Below are 19,308 nucleotides of genomic sequence, written 5' to 3' on the forward strand. Positions count from 1 at the left end.
CACGCCCGCTCTCTTTATAGTCGGAGTGACTATTAGTCACATTGACCATTAAGGGGAGTGGGCGTGCTGAGGCAGCAGGATCGTGCACCCGGCGGCGAGGCGCCCGCAGGCTACGACAAGTACGCCTTCGAGCCCTTCGCCGTCACGGTCGACCTGGCCGTCATGACCGTCCGCGCGGGCGTGCTCCAGGTGCTGCTCGTCGAACGCGGCCAGGAGCCGTACCTGGGCCGCTGGGCTCTCCCCGGCGGCTTCGTGAAACCGGACGAGTCCGCGGAGCGGGCCGCCTGGCGCGAACTCGCCGAGGAGACCGGCCTGTCGGACACCTCCGGGCTCCATCTGGAACAGCTGCGCACCTACACCGAACCCGACCGCGACCCCCGGATGCGGGTCGTCTCCGTCGCCTTCGCCGCCCTGCTCCCGGACGCTCCCGAACCGCGCGGCGGCGGCGACGCGGCACAGGCCCAGTGGCTGCGCTTCAACGCCCTCGGCCCGCTCGCCTTCGACCACGACCGCATCCTGGCCGACGCCCACGACCGCGTCGGCGCCAAGCTCGAGTACACCTGTCTCGCCACGTCCTTCTGCCCGTCCGAGTTCACCCTCGGGGAGCTGCAACAGGTCTACGAGACCGTGTGGGGCACCTCGCTCGACCGCCCCAACTTCCGGCGCAAGGTCCTCGCCACGCCGGGCTTCGTCGAACCGATCCCGGGCGCCGCGCGACTCACCGGCGGCCGCGGGAAGCCGGCCGCCCTGTACCGGGCCGGCGGTGCCACCGCTCTGCACCCGCCCCTGCTGCGCCCGACCTCGGAAGGACGGCCCTCATGACCACCACGACGCTCGCCAAGCGTGCCGCCACCGGAACACTGATCGGCCTCGCCCTCGGTGACGCACTCGGCTTCCCGACCGAGTTCAACGACGTGCCGTCCATCCTCGCCAAGTGCGGGCCCTGGCGCGGGATGGAGCTGCCCAGGCCGGCGTACGTCACCGACGACACGCAGATGACGCTCGCGCTGGCACGGGGGCTGCGCACGGCCACGGACCGCGGGCTGCTGGGACCGCTGGGGATGGAGCGGCCGGTGCGCGAGGAGTTCGTGGACTGGTACCAGTCGCCCGACAACAACCGCGCTCCCGGCCGTACGTGCCTCGTCGCCTGCAATCTCCTCAAGACCGAGGGGCGGCCCTGGCAGGAGGCCAGCCAGATCAACTCCAAGGGCTGCGGCGCCAACATGCGGGTCGCCCCGGTCGGGCTCATCCGGGGTCTGAGCGACGAACAGCGGGCCGGCGCCGCCCAGTTGCAGGCCGCGCTCACTCACGGACACCCCACGGCGCTCGCCGCCTCCGACCTCACCGCGCACGCGATCCGGCTCCTCGCGACGGGCGCCGAGCCCATGGGCCTGATCGGACAACTGCGGTCGTACGCCTACGAGAACCGCCACCGCTACCACTCCCGCTGGCTCGGCGACCTGTGGACCCGCAGCCAGGACCCCACGCCGGAGCACTTCATCGCGCGCGGCTGGGACGAGTGCCTGGAGGCCCTCGACCGCGTCCGGCACGCCGTGCGCACGGTCTCGCCCGAGACCGACCCGTGCCTGGCCACCGGCGAGGGATGGATCGCCGAGGAGGCGCTCGCCACCGGCCTGCTCTGCTTCCTCCTCTTCGTCGACGAACCCGTCACCGCCCTGCGCCGGGCCGCCTGCACCTCCGGCGACTCCGACTCCATCGCCTGCCTGGCCGGCGCCTTCGCCGGCGCCTATCACGGCTCGGACGCCTGGCCCACGGAATGGGCCGACCGCATCGAGTACCAAGGCGACCTGATGTCCTTGGGAGCCCTCTGGGACGCCTAGGAGATGACTTCGCGCAGGGCCGAGGCGCGGCGGGTGCGGATGAGGAAGTCCTCCACGCGTGCGTGGTCGGGCTCCGGTGGCAGTGGGCTTGAGGCCGCCGCTTCGTCCGCCTCCGTCGCCAGCCGGGTCATCCAGGACTCGATCTGCGGCCAGGGCACTTCGCCGCGCTTGACCGCGAGCAGCGGTTCGCGTCCGTCGCCGACGTCGATCGTCAGTGCGCCCGTGCGCAGCAGGTCGCGGCAGCTCATCAGGAGGCGCAGCAGGTGCATGGCGTGCTTCCAGCGCGGGGCGCCGTGTGTGCGGACGTCCGCGTCCAGCTTCTTGCGCTGGCCGAGGGCATAGCGTGCGAAGGTCCCGTGGGCCTGCCGGGAGAGGAACGCGCCGCGCAGGGCCAGGAGTTCACGGCCCCTGTCGTCGACGTGCTCGACCAGCGGGGAGTGCAGGCACTCCAGGACGTTCGGGTTGGCGCGCAGGGCCAGCTCGCAGAAGCGCTCCAGCTCCCAGCTGAACTGTTCCTCGGCGGGCCCGTCCAGATGCGTCGGCGGCTTCTCGAATCGCCAGAAGAGCGCGGTGGGCGCCAGGAACACACCGCGCCGGTCCGTGTCGCTGTCGTCGGTGGCCAGACCGAAGGCACGCGAGCCCATGACGCAGGAGTAGATCGTGTGGTCGCGGACCAGGTCGGTGGCGGGCATGGACGCGAGCGTACGTGCCCCCTCACGCCAGGTTGATCGAATTTCCCTTCACCTTGATCTCCTTGGCGGGCAGCGGCTTCGGCGCCGGGCCACCGGCCACCGAGCCGTCCGCGACCCGGTACTTGCTGTGGTGGCACGGGCATTCGATGATGCCGTCGGAGACGGAGCCCACCGTGCAGCCCTGGTGCGTGCACACCGCCGAGAAGGCCTTGAACTCGCCCTTCTTCGGCTGGGTCACCACGACCTTCTCCTTCTTGAAGATCTTGCCGCCGCCGACCGGGATGTCCGCCGTCTTGGCCAGCTCCTGACCGCTGGAGGCCGCCGCGGCCGCCCCCGAGGAGTTGTTGTCGCCGTACTTGCTGCATCCGGCGACCAGAGCGGCCGCGCCCGTCGCGAGAACCGTGCGACGCGTCGAGCGTTGGGTCATGTCGTCACTCCGAACGTACGGAAGAACCAGAGGGCGGACGTCAGCCAGATGGCCGTGAGAACAGCGAAGACGAGGCCGCCGACGATCGGCAGCAGCCAGCCGGGAAGCCGCTCCGAGCGGAGCAGCAGCATCTTGGCACTGAAGGCACCGAAGAAGAAGCAACCCAGGAGCGAGTGCCACATGACGCGCGTTTCGTACGTCTGATAGCCGAGCGCGTACAGACAGTGCACCGCGACCGGCACCGCGATCAGGAAGGCGATCCGGCCCGACCAGCGGTGCAGCACCGCCGCCCAGCTCGGCCCCGGCAGCTTCCCGTACACCATGAACGCGGAGACGAGCTGGACGAGCGCGAAGGCGAACGCGGTCGTCGCCAGCCATGACTTCACGGCCCCGGTGCTGCTGAATCCCGCGAGGTTGAAGGCGGTCCCCTGCGGGTCGTGCACCTTCCCGTACACGCCGAGACCCACCGCGACCGCGGCGGCGACCAGGGCCGGGACGAGATAGCGGGCCGCGCCGGGGCGGCGATGGGCGGGCTGCGGGGACGGGAAGCCCTGGGTGGCGGCGTTCGGATCGACGGTCATCGCCGACTCCCTGCGTACGTCGGGAACACGGTCATGTTCGACTCCCTGGCGGAGCGGAAGAGGTGTCAGGGGTTGCGGGGGCGGTCAGGGTGTGACCGGCCGTGCCGTGAGCTGCTGTCCGTCGACGGTCACCGCACCGCTGTCCGGGTCGATCCTCGGAGCGGCCTCGGGCTCGCCGTCGCGGTCGAGGATGCCGACCTGGCGGCCGCCCGGCAGCACGATCCAGCCGCCGTCGATCTTGGCGCCGCGCACCGTGGCCGTCGCCCGGTACAGCCCGGACGGCTTGATCGCCTTGTCGGCGGTGAACGGGTAGTGCCCGCCGGCGATGTCGACGGTGCCGCGGATCAGCTTGTTGTCCTTCAGCGTGCCGTTCAGCACCGCGCCGTTCTTGCCGGTGAGCTTCATGGTGCCGTCGTCCTTGACGTCGCCCTTGAGCCACGACTCCTTGTCGTGGCCGTCGCAGAAGTAGGCGATGGCCCTGCCGTCGCGCAGCGACACGGCGACCGCGGAGGAGTCGTCGTCGGTGCGGCCCGCGTAGTCGGCGTTGGGGACGGGGGGCTTCGACGGGGACAGGCTCGGCGGCGGTGTGGTCGTGGCGGGCGGGGCCGTCGTGCTCGGCGACACCGTGACGCCGGGTGATTCCTCCTGGTACGTCGAAGCGCTCTTCGTCCCTGTCGTCGCGTTGAGCGACAGCATGAACAGGCCGAGCAACAGCCCTGCGAGAAGGGTGAACAGTGGTCCGGGACGCTTCATTCGGGCCTCCCCCGAGGCGAGTCTTCTGCCATGAGAGCGGACCGGCGCCCCCGCGTCCAGTGGCGCACTGGGGTGTTCTCACCCCAAGTAGCGGAATAGGGACATTCGGGTGACATTGTCATGGTCTGGAGGCCGGAATCCGCGACCTGCGCCCGGCCGCATTTCTCCGCAACCCACTGGGCGGCCTGATGGACATGCTGACCAAGTCGGGCCTCGCCGACCAGGCCCAGTCCTGGATCGGCTCCGGCGACAACCAGTCCGTGACCGGCGCGCAGGTCCGGCAGGCGCTGCCCGACGACACCCTCCAGAAGGTCGCGGCCGACGCCGGTGTCACCCCCGAGCAGGCCGCCGACCAGATCGCCCGGACCCTGCCCCAGGCGGTCGACAGGCTGACCCCGAACGGTGAGGTCCCGGCCGGCTCCCTGGAGGACCTCGTCAAGCAGCAGAACCGTTGAGAGCGGCAGCACCCCTGAGCCGCGCAGCACTCCCGGCCGTCTCGTCAGGCGGGCGCCGCGCACCGGCCCGTTGCGGCCTGACTACGCTGGTGTGACAAGCAGCTTCCGTACATCAGCAAGGAGCATCACCGTGGCGGTACGAGCGGTCCGGGGCGCCGTCCAACTGGAACGGGACGAGGCCGGGCACATGGACGAGCAGGTCAGCGAGCTGCTCACCGCCGTCCTGGAGCGCAACGGGCTCACCACCGACGACCTGATCAGCATCTGGTTCACGGCGACGCCCGACCTGCACAGCGACTTCCCGGCGGCGGCCGCTCGCAAGCTCGGCATCGTCGACGTACCGCTGATCTGCGCCCAGGAACTGGACATCGAGGGCGCGATGCCCCGGGTCGTACGGATCCTCGCGCACATCGAGTCCGACCTGCCGCGCGCCGACATCGCGCATGTCTACCTCGGTGCCGCGGGCGCGCTGCGCAAGGACATCGCCCAGTGAGAACCGCACTCGTCATCGGAACCGGGCTGATCGGCACGTCCGCCGCGCTGGCGCTCGCCTCGCGCGGCGTCGTCGTCCACCTCGCCGACCACGACCCGGAGCAGGCCCGTACGGCGGCCGCGCTGGGCGCAGGCACCGACGAGGCACCCGAGGGGCCCGTCGACCTCGCGATCGTGGCGGCCCCGCCCGCCCACGTGGCCGCGACGCTCGCCGACGCCATGCGGCGCGGCGCTGCCCGTGGCTACCTCGACGTGGCCAGCGTCAAGGGCGGCCCGCGCCGCGAGCTGGAGGCCCTCGGCCTCGACCTCTCCTGCTACATCGGCTCGCACCCCATGTCGGGACGCGAGAAGTCGGGCCCGCTGGCCGCGACCGGAGATCTCTTCGAGGGCCGTCCCTGGGTGCTCACCCCCACCCGCGACACGGACACCGAGGTCCTGAACCTCGCGCTGGAGCTGGTCTCGCACTGCCGTGCCGTGCCCGTCGTGATGGACGCCGACGCCCACGACCGTGCCGTCGCCCTCGTCTCCCACATGCCCCACCTGGTGTCCAGCATGGTCGCCGCCCGTCTGGAGAACGCCGAGGAGGCGGCCGTACGGCTCTGCGGACAGGGCATCCGCGACGTCACCCGCATCGCGGCCTCCGACCCCCGGATGTGGATCGACATCCTCTCCGCGAACCCGGGCCCGGTCGCCGACCTCCTCGCCGACGTCTCCGCCGACCTCGACGAGACGGTCCAGGCCCTGCGCGCCCTGCAGTCCTCCGACGAGGCCAAGCGCCGCGAGGGCGCCACCGGTATCGAGGACGTCCTGCGCCGCGGCAACGCGGGCCAGGTCCGCGTTCCCGGCAAGCACGGCTCCGCCCCGCGCGCCTATGAGGTCGTCGCCGTCCTCATCGACGACCAGCCCGGCCAGCTGGCCCGGATCTTCGCCGACGCCGGAATGGCCGGGGTCAACATCGAGGACGTACGCATCGAGCACGCGACCGGCCAGCAGGCGGGCCTGGTCCAGCTGATGGTCGAGCCGAAGGCGGCCCAGGTGCTGAGCACGGCGCTGAGGGAGCGGGGCTGGGCCCTGAGGGGTTGAAAGCCCGTCCGGCGTTTGAGGACGAGGCCGTTCAGGCCGATACGGGGGTCCGGGGGCGGAGCCCCGTATCGGCGGCGTACAAGGCGGCACAGGGCGCCCGGTAACCTTGTGCAGGGCACGCTCCGTGCCCACCGCACCCACCACCCCGCACCAGGAAGGTGTCCCCACCGTGGAAAACGGCGCCGCCCGGACCGCCCCGGCAGTGATTGTCGCCATCGACGGCCCCTCCGGCACGGGCAAGTCGAGCACCTCGAAGGCCGTGGCCGCGCAGCTCGGCCTCAGCTACCTGGACACGGGGGCCCAGTACCGGGCGATCACCTGGTGGATGGTGAACAACGGGATCGACATCACGGACCCCGACGCGATCGCCGACGTGGCCGGCAAGGCCGAGATCGTCTCCGGCACGGACCCGTCCGCGCCGACGATCACCGTGGACGGCACGGATGTCGCGGGCCCGATCCGCACCCAGGAGGTCACCTCCAAGGTCAGCGCGGTCAGCGCGGTGCCCGAAGTGCGTGCCCGGATCACCGAACTGCAGCGCTCGCTCGCCGCGAACGCCGAGTACGGCATCGTCGTCGAGGGCCGCGACATCGGTACGACGGTGCTGCCCGACGCGGACCTGAAGATCTTCCTCACCGCCTCGCCGGAGGCGCGTGCCGCCCGCCGCAGCGGTGAGCTGAAGGGCGCCGACATAAACGCGACCCGCGAGGCCCTGATCAAGCGGGACGCGGCGGACTCCAGCCGCAAGACCTCGCCGCTCGCGAAGGCGGACGACGCGGTCGAGGTGGACACCTCCGACCTCACGCTCCAGCAGGTCATCGAGTGCGTCGTCACCCTCGTCGAGGAGAAGCGGGCCGCGAAGTGAGCCAAGCCCCGTCCGCCCCGACACTGAGGGGCGCCGAGGTCGGGCGCCGTATCGGCGTCGGCCTGATGTACGGCCTGTGGAAGCCGCGCGTGCTGGGCGCCTGGAAGGTCCCCGTGGCCGGCCCGGTGATCCTGGCCGTGAACCACTCGCACAACATCGACGGACCGATGGTCATGGGCGTGGCGCCCCGGCCCACGCACTTCCTGATCAAGAAGGAAGCGTTCATCGGCCCGCTCGACCCGTTCCTGCTCGGCATCGGGCAGGTCAAGGTGGACCGTACGACCACCGACCGCACCGCGGTCACCCACGCCCTCGGCGTGCTGGACAACGGCGGCGTCCTCGGGATCTTCCCGGAGGGCACGCGCGGCGAGGGCGACTTCGCGTCGCTGCGCGCCGGGCTCTCGTACTTCGCCGTGCGCAGCGGCGCCCCGATCGTCCCGGTCGCGGTGCTGGGAAGCACGGAGAGGCGCGGACGGTTGATAAAGGGGCTGCCTCCGCTCAGGAGCCGGGTGGACGTCGTCTTCGGCGACCCCTTCGAAGCGGGCGACGGCAGCGGACGACGTACGCGCAAGGCCCTCGACGAGGCGACCGTGCGCATCCAGAAGCAGCTCACCGCGCACCTGGAGCATGCCAGGCGGCTGACCGGTCGCCCGGAAAACGCCGGGCGCTCCACCGAGCACTAGGCGACACTTGAGTAGTGGATCACCCGATATCCGGGCGTTCCACCGATCACCACGATGAACGACGAGGTACGGACTTCATGAACGACCAGATTCAGCCCGACGGCTCGGAGCACGAGCACGGGGCACTTGGCGATGCCGAGTTCGCGGAGTTCATGGAGCTCGCCGCGGAAGAGGGCTTCGACGTCGAGGACGTCGAGGGCGCGATCGACGAGGCGGGCCACGGCCCGCTGCCGGTCCTCGCCGTCGTCGGCCGTCCGAACGTCGGCAAGTCGACCCTGGTGAACCGCATCATCGGCCGCCGCGAGGCCGTCGTCGAGGACAAGCCGGGCGTCACCCGTGACCGCGTCACCTACGAGGCCGAGTGGGCGGGCCGCCGCTTCAAGCTCGTCGATACCGGCGGCTGGGAGCAGGACGTCCTCGGCATCGACGCGTCCGTGGCCGCGCAGGCCGAGTACGCGATCGAGGCGGCCGACGCGGTCGTCTTCGTCGTCGACGCCAAGGTCGGCGTCACCGACACCGACGAGGCCGTCGTCCGGCTGCTCCGCAAGGCCAACAAGCCCGTGGTGCTCTGCGCCAACAAGGTCGACGGCCAGAGCGGCGAGGCCGACGCCACCGCTCTGTGGTCCCTCGGCATCGGCGAGCCGCACCCGGTCTCCTCGCTGCACGGCCGCGGCACCGGCGACATGCTGGACGCCGTCCTGGAGGCGCTGCCCGAGGCCCCGGCGCAGACCTTCGGCACCGCGGTCGGCGGCCCCCGCCGCATCGCGCTGATCGGCCGTCCGAACGTCGGCAAGTCGTCGCTGCTGAACAAGGTCGCCGACGAGGACCGTGTCGTCGTCAACGAGATCGCGGGCACCACCCGCGACCCGGTCGACGAGCTCATCGAACTCGGCGGTATCACCTGGAAGTTCGTCGACACGGCGGGCATCCGCAAGCGGGTCCACCTCCAGCAGGGTGCCGACTACTACGCCTCGCTGCGTACGGCCGCAGCCGTCGAGAAGGCGGAGGTCGCGGTCATCCTGATCGACGCCTCCGAGTCCATCTCCATCCAGGACCAGCGCATCGTCACGATGGCGGTCGACGCGGGCCGCGCGATCGTCCTCGCCTTCAACAAGTGGGACACCCTCGACGAGGAGCGCCGCTACTACCTGGAGCGGGAGATCGAGACGGAGCTCGGCCAGGTGGCGTGGGCGCCTCGGGTGAACGTGTCCGCGCGCACCGGCCGCCACATGGAGAAGCTCGTCCCCGCGATCGAGACGGCGCTGGACGGCTGGGAGACCCGCGTTCCGACGGGCCGGCTGAACGCGTTCCTCGGTGAGCTGGTCGCCGCCCACCCGCACCCGGTCCGGGGCGGCAAGCAGCCGCGCATCCTCTTCGGCACGCAGGCGGGCACCAAGCCGCCGCGGTTCGTGCTCTTCGCCTCCGGCTTCATCGAGGCGGGCTACCGACGCTTCATCGAGCGTCGACTGCGCGAGGAGTTCGGCTTCGAGGGGACGCCGATCCACATCTCCGTGCGGGTGCGCGAGAAGCGCGGCAACAAGAAGAAGTAGCAGCGGTACGAGCGCGAAAGAGGGCGGCTCCTTCAGGAGCCGCCCTCTTTCGCGCTCACAACCCGTGTACGCGTGTTCGGAGCCTGCGTTCAGAGCCCACGGCGCGGAGCGGGGGGCAGCGCGGCCGGGATGTGGTGCATCCCGGTGGAGTGCTGCCGCCCGCTCGACTGCCATACGGCGGTCGCGTGGGCGGTTTGCGGCTCGGAGCGGGTGGCGAGGTGGCCGGCCGCGTGCTGGGCGGCACCGTGGCGCGCGTTGGACGCCCCCGCGCTGTACGCGCTGTAGGAGCTGAACGAACCGAATGAGCCGGACGAGCCGCCGTACGAACCGCCGTACGAACTCGCTCCGCGCGGGAGGCTGCCGAAGGCCGTGAAGCCCAGCTCCTCCTCGCCGTGGCGGTCGCCGGGCAGTGACCTGAAGGACCTGACCCACTCCGAGTAGAGCGCGTCGTAGATCGGCGTGGCCGATGGGCTGCCAGGGGGGTCCTGCGCCGGTCGCGAGGACAGGACCGGCTGGAACGACTGGCGGCGGGGGACGTCGTATGCGTGCACGTATGTGCCAACGACCCCGCCGCTCAACAGATGCGGCCGGGGCCCCGGTTTCGCAGGTTGTCCGGAGCGTGCCGGGCGCACCGCGAGCCCGCGCGCAAGCCCCGGCTCGGGTTACGCGGGCGGTCGCCCCCCCCGCTGCGGGGAGGGCGACCGCCCGGCGGCAGTGCCCCGATGGGGCAGCCGCTCAGGTCCCTGCGAGCGGCATCGCGCTCGCGACCAGCTTGCCGTTGGCCGCGGCCTTGTCGAGCGCGTCGCGCAGGAGGTCCTCGCGGGGCTGGCGGCCGATGGAGCCGACGGGGGCGGCGAACAGAAGCACCTGCTGGTGCTTGTTGGCGGCCGCCCGCCAGCTTTCGGTGACCTGGAGCGCCTGGTGGGCCTGCCACCAGGCGACGGGGGAGCCGCCGCCGGTGCCCGGCTGCAGCACGGCGTGCAGTTGGCCCATGGCGAGCAGCACGGACCAGCCGTGCAGCACCGGCGGCACCGAGTCCAGCTGTGTCACCGGCATGAAGCCCTGCTCGATGAGCAGCGGCAGGAAGTCGTCGCCGATGTCCGTCGAGCCGGGGCGCACGATCGGCCCGGTCGGCTCGACGACGAGCGCCGGGTGCAACTCCCCGGCGATCAGGACGAGTCCGCTGGTGACACCGAGCACGGCCTGCTCGGGGGCCGCGTTCGCGGGACGCCCCTCGGCGGTGAAGGAGCGGACGGCGCCCTGGAGCTGCTCCTCGGTGACCTGGACGACCTGCGAGGGCAGGCAGGTGGCGTGGGCGAACGCGAGGACGGCGGTCTCGTCGCCGATGAACAGGACGGTGCTGGTGCGCTCCTGTTCCGAGTCGCCCGGGGTGCGGCAGGACGTGCAGTCGTAGCTGCCGGGGGCGTTCTCTCCGGCGAGCAGCCGGTCGGCTTCTTCGTCGCCGATCTCGGCGCGTACGTCGTCGCCGACGTCGAGCATGCGCGGCACGGGTGGCTCCTCGGGATGCGGTGCGTGGCGATGCCGGGTGGCTCCCGGCCCATGAAGCCGGGGGGCCCGGCTCATGAAGAAGACAACGGGCGATCTGTGGCCGGAGTCACGCCCGGGAGCGAACGGAATCGAACCATCCGACGCACAGGGTGAAGCGGACCCCGGAATCCGTCACTCCACGCCAACTTGTTGGAGTTCCAAGGAAGTTGGTTGCGTGAAGTGGCTCACAGATCACCAGGGCGACAGGTCGACAAATCCGGATATCAGTGAATGAAGTGGGTGGCTGAAAATCGACGATACCCCCGGTAACGGCGAACTGGCCTGGAATGACAAGGAGTTGGTTGATATCGGACCACTGGGCTCTCTAGATTTCACGGCCGTGTGCAACGAGCACCGCTCGGGCACGTCCGCCGGCCGCACCACAGCCAGCTCGCAGCACGACCTCCGGCGGACGGGGCGGAGCGTGACGCCCCCGTCCAGTGCGACGGGAGCCGCGCCCCGCCTTGGGGGACCCCGGGTTCGTCGAGAGGGAAATACATGTCCGAATGTGCCGAGAACACTCGTCGGCCCAGTAAGGCTCGTACGACTCGTACGACCGCAGTCCTCGCCGGCGCGGCCCTGCTCGCCCCGCTCGGACTGCTCGCCGCGACCGGCAACGCCGCCGCGGCCGACAGCGGAGTGTGGGACCGCATCGCCAAGTGCGAGAGCGGCGGAAACTGGCACATCAACACCGGCAACGGCTACTACGGAGGGCTCCAGTTCTCCGCCGGCACCTGGCGTGCGTACGGCGGAGCGGCCTACGCGTCGACCGCCGACAAGGCCTCCAGGTCCGCGCAGATCGCCATCGCCACCAAGGTCCAGCGCGCACAGGGGTGGGGCGCATGGCCCACCTGCTCGGCGCGCGCCGGAGCGTACGGAGGCGCACCCGCCTCCTCGGGCGGCTCGGCCGGCTCAGGATCGGCCGGCACCGAGTCCGCCCCCGTGAAGACCAAGAAGTCGTACAAGTCCGCCCCCGCGAAGACGAAGTCGCCGAAGGCGCCGACTCGTTCGCAGGGCCACGCCGACCGCGGTATGTCCCGCGCCAACTACACCGTCCGCAGCGGCGACACGCTGAGCACGATCGCGGCAGCGCACGGGACCACCTGGCGGACGGTCTACGCGGCCAACAGGGCCGTCATCGGCGGTGATCCCAACCTGATTCTGCCCGGGCAGCGGCTCGCACTCTGAGCCCCGCTCCTCCCGTCCCCGGGCAACGGGGCCCCGCCCGGTCCTCCGACCGGGTGGGGCGCCGGCCGGGGCGGGCGCGGCTCGACGGGCGGGCGGGGCGGGCTGCTTAGCGTGAGCCGATGTTCCCCATGTCGTACCTCCTGCCGTACCTCATGCCGACGAGCAAGCGTGTTCGGTACGCGGCCGTGGTCGCCGCCGCGCTGGCCGTCCTCGACCCCGTCCGGGCGAGCGCGGCACCACCGCCGCCGCTTCCCGGCCCCCTGGGGGTCCGTGTCCCGTACGACTGCGCCAAGGACCAGTGGCCCTGGGGCTGCCTCGCCGAGTGCGAGAGCAGCGGGCGCTGGGACGCGAACACCGGGAACGGCTTCTACGGAGGACTGCAGTTCTGGCAGCCCACCTGGGAGGACTTCGGCGGCCTCGGGTACGCGCCGCGCGCGGACCTGGCCACGCGCGCGCAGCAGATCGCGGTGGCCGAGAAGGTCCTCGCGGCCCAGGGGTGGGAGGCCTGGCCCGTCTGCTCCAGGAGGTACGGGCTGGCCGGCCGCATGCACGTGGTGAAGCCCGGCGAGACGCTGTCGTCGATCGCCCGCCTGTACCAGGTCAAGGGCGGCTGGCAGGCCCTGTACAAGGCCAACAAGCAGATGGTCGGGCCCCGTCCGGACCGGCTGAACCCGGGGACGTTGCTGCTGATCCCGAAGGGATCGGGCGTTCCGCAGGTGTCGGGCGTACCGAAGGAGACGGGTGTGCCGACAGGCCCGGGTGCTCCTGGAAGCCCGGGTACGTCTATGGGGCCGGGCGACGTTCAGATCCCGGGGCCCGCCCTGTTCGGGCCGCCCCTGTCGCCTCCGCTTCCTCTCCGCTGAACACGACCGCTCCGCGGCGCAGTTCATGCACGTACGTCGTCCGGCCCGCCGACGCGCGCAGGCCGGGCGGCAGCCGCTGCTCCGCGATCACCACGCACGCGTCGAGGCCGCTCAGCAGTTCGTACGTGCGGGCCGCCACCGTCGGCGACATGCCCTGCGCGGGTTCGTCGACGAGCACCACGCGCGCGCGTGCCAGCAGGGCCCGGGAGAGCGCGAGCATGCGCTGCTCGCCGCCGGAGAGGGTGCCCGCGCGGCGGGGGAGCAGGGGTCCGAGCTGGGGGTAGGAGTCGAGGGCGGGGTCGAAGGGGCGTGCCCCCGAGGCGAGTTCGAGGTTCTCGCGGACCGTGAGGGAGCCGAAGACGGCCTGGCGTTCCGGGACGAGGCACAGACCGCGGCGGGCGCGCTCGTACGCGGGCAGCCGGGTCACGTCGGTACCGTCCCAGACGACGGCGCCGCCGGACAACGGGACCGTCCCGGCGAGGGCGCGCAGCACGGTCGTACGGCCGGAGCCGTTGCGGCCGAGCAGCACGGTGAGGCCGGGGCCCGGTGCGACGAGGGTCACGCCGTGCAGGGCCTCAAGGGGGCCGTAGCGCACGCGCGCGTGCCGCAGGGCGATGATCACCGGCCGAATCCTGTCTCGATCGTGGTCTCGACCGTCCCGAGTGTCGCGAGTACGCGATCGGCGGGTCCGGAGGCCACGATGCGGCCTGCCGTCATCACATGCACCGTGTGGGCGAGGTCGGCGACGAGATCGAGGTCGTGCTCGACGACGAGCAGGGCCATGCCGTCCGCGGCGAGGGCCCGCAACACCCGGGTCAGCGCGGTCACTTCAGCACTGTCGAGCCCGGCGGCCGGCTCGTCGAGCAGCAGCACGCGCGGGCTGCCGGCGAGCGCCCGCGCCAGCTCGACCCGGCGCAGGGTTCCTGTGGGCAGCTCCGCGGCGGGCAGCGCTCGTACCGGTCCGGCGAGGCCCAGCAGCCGCAACGCCCGCTCCACGGCCGCCGGGTCGGCGACGCGGCCCTGCTCGGCGCCCACCCGAACGTTCTCGGCCACGGTCAACGACGGGAAGACGGCCAGCTGCTGGAAGGTGCGCGCCACCCCGAGCCGCGTCCGCGCGTGCGCCGCCCGCCGCGTCATGTCCCGCTCCCCGAGCAGCACCCGCCCGCCGTCGGGCCGCACGGTCCCGGCAAGACAGTGGAACAAGGTGCTCTTCCCGGCCCCGTTGGGCCCCACGACCGCGGTGATCCGCCCCGCCGGAACGTCGAGGTCGACCCCGTCCAGCGCGGCGAACCCGTCGTAGCTGACGCGCAACCGGCGGGCCCGCAGGAGGGGGTGAAGGACCTGGGCAGCCTCCGGCAGGGGGGAGCCGGCCGAGGCCCTTCGGGCCCACCTCGACTGCGCCGCGGCCGGCTTTGAGCCCGCCGTCTCAGCAGTGCCGTCCGGCCGCGAGTCCTGACGCGACTGCTCCGGACCGCCCGGTTGTCCGGCGCCGGCTGTGCCCGAACCCGGGCCCCGACCGCTTCGCGCCCCGGCGACTCCGGGCTGCTCCGCTTGCGGTGCGGCCCGGCCGCTGCCGGGCGTTGGCCCCGGTTGTGCGGTGCCGCCTGCGCCCGGCAAGATCCGGGCTTCGCCCGGGCCTTGCCTGCTCGATGTCCCGGTTGCGTGCGCAGCGACGCCGTGGCTCGCGGGCCGGGCCGCCCCCTCGCCCGACCGCTCCGCCTCCGGCGTGGCCCGGCCGCCGCCGGGAGGCGGTGCCTCCAAGGGAGTCGCGCCTCTCCCGGTCACCTCCGGGGCCCTGCCGAACCCTGCCCGCAACTCCCTCCGCACCCCCGCACCCACCGGCGTGAGCGTCACCCTCCGGCGGAGGCGGAGTCGGGATGCCGCCGTGTGCAGGGCCTCGTACGGGCCGCCGGGGAAGCGGCCCACCAGTACGGCGAGGAGGCCGATCAGGGCGGCGGCGAGGCCTCCGCGGGTGCCTGCGTCGAGGCCTACCAGGAGGGCCGCGGCGGCCAGGGCGCCGAGGGTGCTGTCGGCGCCGAGGACGACGATCGCGGCGAACCAGAGGAGGCCGCGGACGGGGTCGTATGCGCCGGGGTCGAAGGCACGCAGGCCCATGCCGAGCATGCCGCCGCCGAGCGCCGCCAGCGCGGCGCCCGCGACGAAGGCGGAGAGTTTGAGGGCCGGGACGCGGACCCCGGCCGCGGACGCGCCCGACTCGTGGTCGCGCATCGCCGCGAGGGCCCGGCCGGTGCGGCCCCGGCGCAGGGCGTGGGCGGCCAGCAACGCGGCCCCGAGGAGGCCGAGTTCGAGGACGTAGTACGCGCGGTCGCCGTCGAAGCCCGTGGGACGGTCGAGGGACAGGCCCGCCGTGGCGTACGGCTGGGCGAAGACGAAGCGGCTGACGCCGACGCCCACCGCGAAGGTGGCGAGGGCGAGCGCCAGGCCGTGGCGGCTGATCGCCGGCCAGCCGGTCAGGACCCCGAGCGGGGCGACCAGCACGACCGCCAGGGCCAGCGCGGCCAGTTCGGGCAGGCGCGGCAGCCCGGGGAAGCGACCGGCGGCGAGCAGGGCAGTGAAGAGGGCGCCGAGGCCCGCGTACGCCGCCTGGCCGAGCGAGATCTGGCCGCCGCGTCCGGTGACGACGACCAGCGACAGCAGCACCACACCGAGCGCCGGGACCTGGACCGACGTGTGCAGGTCCGAGCCGGCGAAGCCGAGGGGGAGCAGGAAGAGGACCGCGGCGACGATCCACGCCCCCGGCGGCGTGGGCACCCGGGCCGTCGCCGTGCGCGGGAGCGCGTCCCGGGTGCCCACGCCGGGCAGCACGAGGGCGGCGACGAGCAGGGCGACCACGAACAGGTTCGCGCCCACGGCCTGGAACAGCGGCTCCGCCCAGCCCGACGGGTGCACACGGGTGAGCTGGCTCTGGGCGACCCCGATGCCCAGCGCCACCACGACGGCCACCGGCAGGCTGCGCATCCGGGCGGCCACCGCGACGGCCATGACCTCCATGACGAGCAGCGGCATGCCGTACGGGTCCAGGCGGACGTAGGGGGCGAGGAGCACGCCCGTCAGGCCCGCCGTGAACGAGCCGAAGGCCCAGCCCGCCGCGGCCACCCGGTCCGCGTCGATGCCGCCGAGCACGGCGAGCGAGCGGTCGTCGACGACGGCGCGCAGCTCCCGGCCGAAACGCGTCCAGCGGGTGACGGCGCCGACGCCGACGGCCAGGACGACCGCCACCGCCAGCTGCCCCCACGGGTCCGCCGACACCGGCGTCGGCGCGTCCGCGCGCGCCCCGGTCCCCCAGATCAGCGCCGCCCCGCCCACCAGCAGCACGAAGAGCCCGATGGAGGCCACCAGGGTCTGCGCGGGATCACTGCCCAGTACGGACAGCGGGCGGAAGACGAAGCGCTCCAGGACCACACCGATCGCCGGGGCCACCACCAGGAGCGTCACCGCGGCGCCGAACGCGAGCGGCCAGTGCCACTCCACCGTGAACTGCCGCAGCACATACGCGCAGACCATCGCGATCGCGCCATGGGCGAAGTTCAGGACGCCCGTCGCGCGGTGCGTCACGATCAGGCCGATTCCGGTGAGCGCGGCGGCGCTGCCGACCGAGAGTCCGGCGAGCGTGAGGTCGTACGTCAGGGACGCCATCACTCACCCGGACGCGCGGCCGGTCGTGGGCGGTTCGCAGATCGGGCACGGCCCGAGGTCCCCGCACGCCAGGCGGTGCGCGTCCACGGGTACGGCCTCGGCCTTCCCGGCGACCAGCGGGCAGTCCGCGCGGTGCCACAGCGTGCCGCCCGGCACCATCAGCAGCTCCGCGCTGGTGGCGACGGGCTCGGCGGCGGCCTGTCCGGACTCCTCGCCGTCGGCGGGCTCGGCCGCCACGAGCAGGCCGTACAGCTCCTCCACGCGTGCCGCCGCCAGCGCGTTCCTGCCGTGCGAGAGCAGCACCGCGCCCGCGATGATCAGCGCGGCTCCGGGCACCGTGCAGGACGCGAGGTAGGGCAGCTGCCGCTCCGCGTACCGCTCGCCCGAGATGCCGTACCAGCCGATGACGCACAGCACCGCACCGGCGGCGAGCGCGGCCCACCCGGCCCACAGGACGGGGTGCACGGTCCGCAGTCGAGCTGTCCGCATCCAGGACTCCCACACGTCGTGTATCTGTCCATGTCAGCCAATGGCTTGCACTATGCCTTCTGGAAGCTGACCCTGAAAGCACCGGGCGCACATGGCCCGGACCGACACCCGGTGGTGAGCCAGATGGTTCTCGGGAGCGACCTCAGGCGGGGGAACGGCAGGCGGGGACGCGGGCCCGGGAGGGCCACGGGACGGCTGACGGCACTGGGAGCCGCCGCCGTCCTCGTCCTCGCCCCGGCCCTCGCGGCGTGCAGCGACGACAGCGGCGGGAGCAACAGCGCACCGCCGACCCCCACGGTCGAGAAGCCGACCAGTGCCCAGCCGAGCCCGACGGCCCCGTCGGACCCCGCGGCGGCCGAGAAGGAGATCAAGCAGAACTGGGAGAAGTTCTTCGACCCGGCCGTCTCCACGAAGGACAAGCAGGCCGTCCTGGAGAACGGCGACAAGATGACCGCCGTCCTGAAGGGCTTCAGCGGGGACCAGCGCGGCCAACAGGTCAAGGCGCACGTCGAGAAGATCGAGTTCACGTCGCCGACCGACGCGAACGTGACCTACTCGCTGCTCCTGAAAGGCGCCACCGCGCTGCCCGGTGCCGCCGGGACCTCCGTCGAGCAGGACGGCACCTGGAAGGTCTCCGTGAAGACCCTGTGCGCGCTCGTGCAGCTGAGCGGCGATGCGTCGTCGAGCCCGGCGGCGGGCTGCTGAGTCGGTTGCCGCGGGCCTGCTGCTCCTCGTGGGCACGGCCTGCGGCAGCCGCCTCCCCGAAAGCGACTTCGAGCACCGCGCCACGCCGTCCGCACCGGGCAGCGCCGAACCGATCCGGGTCGGCATCATCACCAGCGCCACCAGCCCGGTCGGCGGCTCCACGTTCACCGGCCCGCGCGACGGGGCGAAGGCTTACTTCGACCGCCTCAACGCACGCGGTGGCGTCGGCGGGCGCACGGTCGAGGTGCGCACCTGCGACGACGGCGGGAGCGGAGTCGGCAACAACGAGTGCGTGCACCAGCTGATCGACGAGGACCAGGTGACCGCTCTCGTCGCCACCACCGCCCTCGACTACGCGGGCGCCTCCCGGGTGTCCCACGCGCGCGTGCCCGACATCGGCGGCCAGCCCATCGGCGCGGCCTACGACACCTACCCGCACCTGTACGGCATCTACGGCAGCCTCGCGCCCCGGGGCGGAACCCCGGGCTGGGACGGAAAGCTGTACGGCGGCACCGAGGTCTACCGGTACTTCAAGCGCGAGCAGGGCGCCCGGACGGCGGCCGTCGTCTCCTACAACCAGTCCGCGTCCGCCTCCTACGCCCGGCTCGTCGCCCAGGGGCTGAAGGCCGAGGGCTACAAGGTGGTCACCGAACAGGTCGACTTCGCGCTGCCCAACTTCCGTGCCGTCGCGGCCGATCTGAAGGAACAGGGCGCCGACCTCGTCTTCGACGCCATCGACACGCACGGCAACGCCCAGCTGTGCGAGGCGATGGACGACGCAGGCGCCAAGGTCATCGCCAAGGTCACCAACGTGCAGAACTGGACGTCCACTGTCCCCGAGGACTACAAGGGCGCCCCGCACTGCCGCAACGCCCTCTGGGCAACCGGTTCCAGCCGCGACTACGAGGACACCGGCAACCGGGCCGTACGGGAGTTCCGGGACGCGACCAAGGGCCTGAAGACGCACTCCCAGTGGCAGCTGGAGGGCTGGGCGGCAGCGAAGTGGTTCACGGACGCTGCCGAGTCCTGCGCCGAAACGGGCGTCACGCGCGCGTGCGTCGACCGCTTCATGAACCGGAGCGAGCCCTACACCGCCGGCGGCCTGCTCGTCCCGGTCGTCTACGAACACCTGTCCGAGCCCCCGAAGACCCGCAGGACGTGTCTGTCGGTGGCGCGTTGGGAGGACGGCAAGGGCTGGGTCCCGCAGGGCGAGATGAACGGGAACTGCTTCGACGTACCGCAGTTGCCCTACACGCCGTGAAGCGGAGTGTGCCCTGCCCATTGTGAAGTGGCGTGCTGGGGCAACCAAAGGCCCGGTTCGGCGGTCTGACTTCCTGTAGGCGGACGCACGCGATGCCGGACGCATCGCACGCACGAGGGGGCGCCCCGCATGACGACGTCGGCTCCGCGGACCGCGCAGCAGCGCTCCGGAGAGG

Annotated in this window: 21 protein-coding genes; 12 read left to right on the forward strand and 9 right to left on the reverse strand. The window is 72.3% G+C overall.

Annotated elements, in window-relative coordinates; genetic code table 11:
• Positions 1 to 162 precede the first annotated feature (162 nt).
• Both AB5J56_RS35150 and AB5J56_RS35155 read left to right on the forward strand, forming a co-directional pair.
• A complete protein-coding gene (locus AB5J56_RS35150; RefSeq protein ID WP_369242984.1) occupies positions 163 to 822 on the forward strand; it encodes an NUDIX domain-containing protein in 660 nt (219 codons plus the stop codon).
• Complete coding sequence (locus AB5J56_RS35155; RefSeq protein ID WP_369238801.1) at positions 819 to 1,841, forward strand: ADP-ribosylglycohydrolase family protein; 1,023 nt, start codon at positions 819 to 821, stop codon at positions 1,839 to 1,841. Before AB5J56_RS35150 ends, AB5J56_RS35155 begins: the two co-directional genes overlap by 4 nt.
• Here the strand turns inward: AB5J56_RS35155 and AB5J56_RS35160 are convergent.
• From AB5J56_RS35160 to AB5J56_RS35175, 4 genes are all read right to left on the reverse strand, one after another.
• On the reverse strand, positions 1,838 to 2,533 hold the full coding sequence (locus AB5J56_RS35160) for a nucleotidyltransferase domain-containing protein (protein ID WP_369238803.1): 696 nt from the start codon (positions 2,531 to 2,533) through the stop codon (positions 1,838 to 1,840). The genes AB5J56_RS35155 and AB5J56_RS35160 overlap by 4 nt on opposite strands.
• Before the next feature lie 22 nt (positions 2,534 to 2,555).
• On the reverse strand, positions 2,556 to 2,960 hold the full coding sequence (locus AB5J56_RS35165) for a Rieske (2Fe-2S) protein (RefSeq protein ID WP_369238805.1): 405 nt from the start codon (positions 2,958 to 2,960) through the stop codon (positions 2,556 to 2,558).
• Entirely contained in the window at positions 2,957 to 3,541 is a 585-nt protein-coding gene (locus tag AB5J56_RS35170; protein WP_369238807.1) for a DUF6529 family protein, read from the reverse strand. The genes AB5J56_RS35165 and AB5J56_RS35170 overlap by 4 nt, the downstream gene beginning before the upstream one ends.
• Before the next feature lie 84 nt (positions 3,542 to 3,625).
• On the reverse strand, positions 3,626 to 4,294 hold the full coding sequence (locus tag AB5J56_RS35175) for a hypothetical protein (RefSeq protein ID WP_369238809.1): 669 nt from the start codon (positions 4,292 to 4,294) through the stop codon (positions 3,626 to 3,628).
• Between the two features lie 185 nt (positions 4,295 to 4,479).
• Between AB5J56_RS35175 and AB5J56_RS35180 the strand changes: the two genes are divergently transcribed.
• From AB5J56_RS35180 to der, 6 genes are all read left to right on the forward strand, one after another.
• Positions 4,480 to 4,749, forward strand: a complete 270-nt coding sequence (locus AB5J56_RS35180; RefSeq protein ID WP_369242986.1) for a YidB family protein — start codon at positions 4,480 to 4,482, stop codon at positions 4,747 to 4,749.
• 130 nt (positions 4,750 to 4,879) lie between these two features.
• The gene (aroH, locus tag AB5J56_RS35185; RefSeq protein WP_369238811.1) at positions 4,880 to 5,242 is read left to right on the forward strand and encodes a chorismate mutase; all 363 of its coding nucleotides are present in this window, start codon (positions 4,880 to 4,882) and stop codon (positions 5,240 to 5,242) included.
• Positions 5,239 to 6,324, forward strand: a complete 1,086-nt coding sequence (locus AB5J56_RS35190) for a prephenate dehydrogenase (RefSeq protein WP_369238813.1) — start codon at positions 5,239 to 5,241, stop codon at positions 6,322 to 6,324. Before aroH ends, AB5J56_RS35190 begins: the two co-directional genes overlap by 4 nt.
• A gap of 169 nt (positions 6,325 to 6,493) precedes the next feature.
• Complete coding sequence (gene cmk, locus AB5J56_RS35195; protein WP_369242988.1) at positions 6,494 to 7,189, forward strand: (d)CMP kinase; 696 nt, start codon at positions 6,494 to 6,496, stop codon at positions 7,187 to 7,189.
• Positions 7,147 to 7,872 carry a lysophospholipid acyltransferase family protein gene (locus tag AB5J56_RS35200; RefSeq protein ID WP_369238815.1) on the forward strand — a complete coding sequence of 242 codons (726 nt, stop codon included), beginning with the start codon at positions 7,147 to 7,149 and terminating at the stop codon, positions 7,870 to 7,872. Before cmk ends, AB5J56_RS35200 begins: the two co-directional genes overlap by 43 nt.
• A 77-nt stretch (positions 7,873 to 7,949) precedes the next feature.
• Entirely contained in the window at positions 7,950 to 9,422 is a 1,473-nt protein-coding gene (gene der / locus AB5J56_RS35205) for a ribosome biogenesis GTPase Der (protein ID WP_369238817.1), read from the forward strand.
• Between the two features lie 89 nt (positions 9,423 to 9,511).
• Here der and AB5J56_RS35210 read toward each other — a convergent pair whose 3' ends face one another.
• Positions 9,512 to 9,973, reverse strand: a complete 462-nt coding sequence (locus AB5J56_RS35210) for a hypothetical protein (protein ID WP_369238819.1) — start codon at positions 9,971 to 9,973, stop codon at positions 9,512 to 9,514.
• A 184-nt stretch (positions 9,974 to 10,157) separates the two neighbouring features.
• Positions 10,158 to 10,931, reverse strand: coding sequence for a hypothetical protein (locus AB5J56_RS35215; RefSeq protein WP_369238821.1), 774 nt, complete (start codon positions 10,929 to 10,931; stop codon positions 10,158 to 10,160).
• A 537-nt stretch (positions 10,932 to 11,468) separates the two neighbouring features.
• On the opposite strand from AB5J56_RS35215, the gene AB5J56_RS35220 reads away from it, so the two are divergent.
• Both AB5J56_RS35220 and AB5J56_RS35225 read left to right on the forward strand, forming a co-directional pair.
• Entirely contained in the window at positions 11,469 to 12,158 is a 690-nt protein-coding gene (locus AB5J56_RS35220; protein ID WP_369238823.1) for a transglycosylase family protein, read from the forward strand.
• A gap of 119 nt (positions 12,159 to 12,277) precedes the next feature.
• A complete protein-coding gene (locus AB5J56_RS35225) occupies positions 12,278 to 13,021 on the forward strand; it encodes a transglycosylase family protein (protein WP_369238824.1) in 744 nt (247 codons plus the stop codon).
• On the opposite strand, the gene AB5J56_RS35230 is transcribed toward AB5J56_RS35225, so the two are convergent.
• Genes AB5J56_RS35230 through AB5J56_RS35240 form a run of 3 tightly spaced genes read right to left on the reverse strand, consistent with a single transcriptional unit; the run spans position 12,942 to position 17,167 of the window.
• Complete coding sequence (locus tag AB5J56_RS35230; RefSeq protein ID WP_369238827.1) at positions 12,942 to 13,643, reverse strand: ATP-binding cassette domain-containing protein; 702 nt, start codon at positions 13,641 to 13,643, stop codon at positions 12,942 to 12,944. The genes AB5J56_RS35225 and AB5J56_RS35230 overlap by 80 nt on opposite strands.
• The gene (locus AB5J56_RS35235; RefSeq protein WP_369238829.1) at positions 13,640 to 16,678 is read right to left on the reverse strand and encodes an ATP-binding cassette domain-containing protein; all 3,039 of its coding nucleotides are present in this window, start codon (positions 16,676 to 16,678) and stop codon (positions 13,640 to 13,642) included. The genes AB5J56_RS35230 and AB5J56_RS35235 overlap by 4 nt, the downstream gene beginning before the upstream one ends.
• 3 nt (positions 16,679 to 16,681) lie before the next feature.
• Entirely contained in the window at positions 16,682 to 17,167 is a 486-nt protein-coding gene (locus tag AB5J56_RS35240; protein WP_369238831.1) for a hypothetical protein, read from the reverse strand.
• A 123-nt stretch (positions 17,168 to 17,290) separates the two neighbouring features.
• Between AB5J56_RS35240 and AB5J56_RS35245 the strand changes: the two genes are divergently transcribed.
• Together AB5J56_RS35245 and AB5J56_RS35250 are read left to right on the forward strand one after the other, a co-directional pair.
• Positions 17,291 to 17,872 (forward strand): hypothetical protein, encoded by a 582-nt coding sequence (locus AB5J56_RS35245; RefSeq protein WP_369238833.1) that lies wholly within the window; start codon positions 17,291 to 17,293, stop codon positions 17,870 to 17,872.
• On the forward strand, positions 17,841 to 19,133 hold the full coding sequence (locus tag AB5J56_RS35250) for an ABC transporter substrate-binding protein (protein WP_369238835.1): 1,293 nt from the start codon (positions 17,841 to 17,843) through the stop codon (positions 19,131 to 19,133). Before AB5J56_RS35245 ends, AB5J56_RS35250 begins: the two co-directional genes overlap by 32 nt.
• Positions 19,134 to 19,308: the final 175 nt, after the last annotated feature.

It is taken from the genome of Streptomyces sp. R21 (genome assembly GCF_041051975.1).
Lineage (GTDB): Bacteria > Actinomycetota > Actinomycetes > Streptomycetales > Streptomycetaceae > Streptomyces.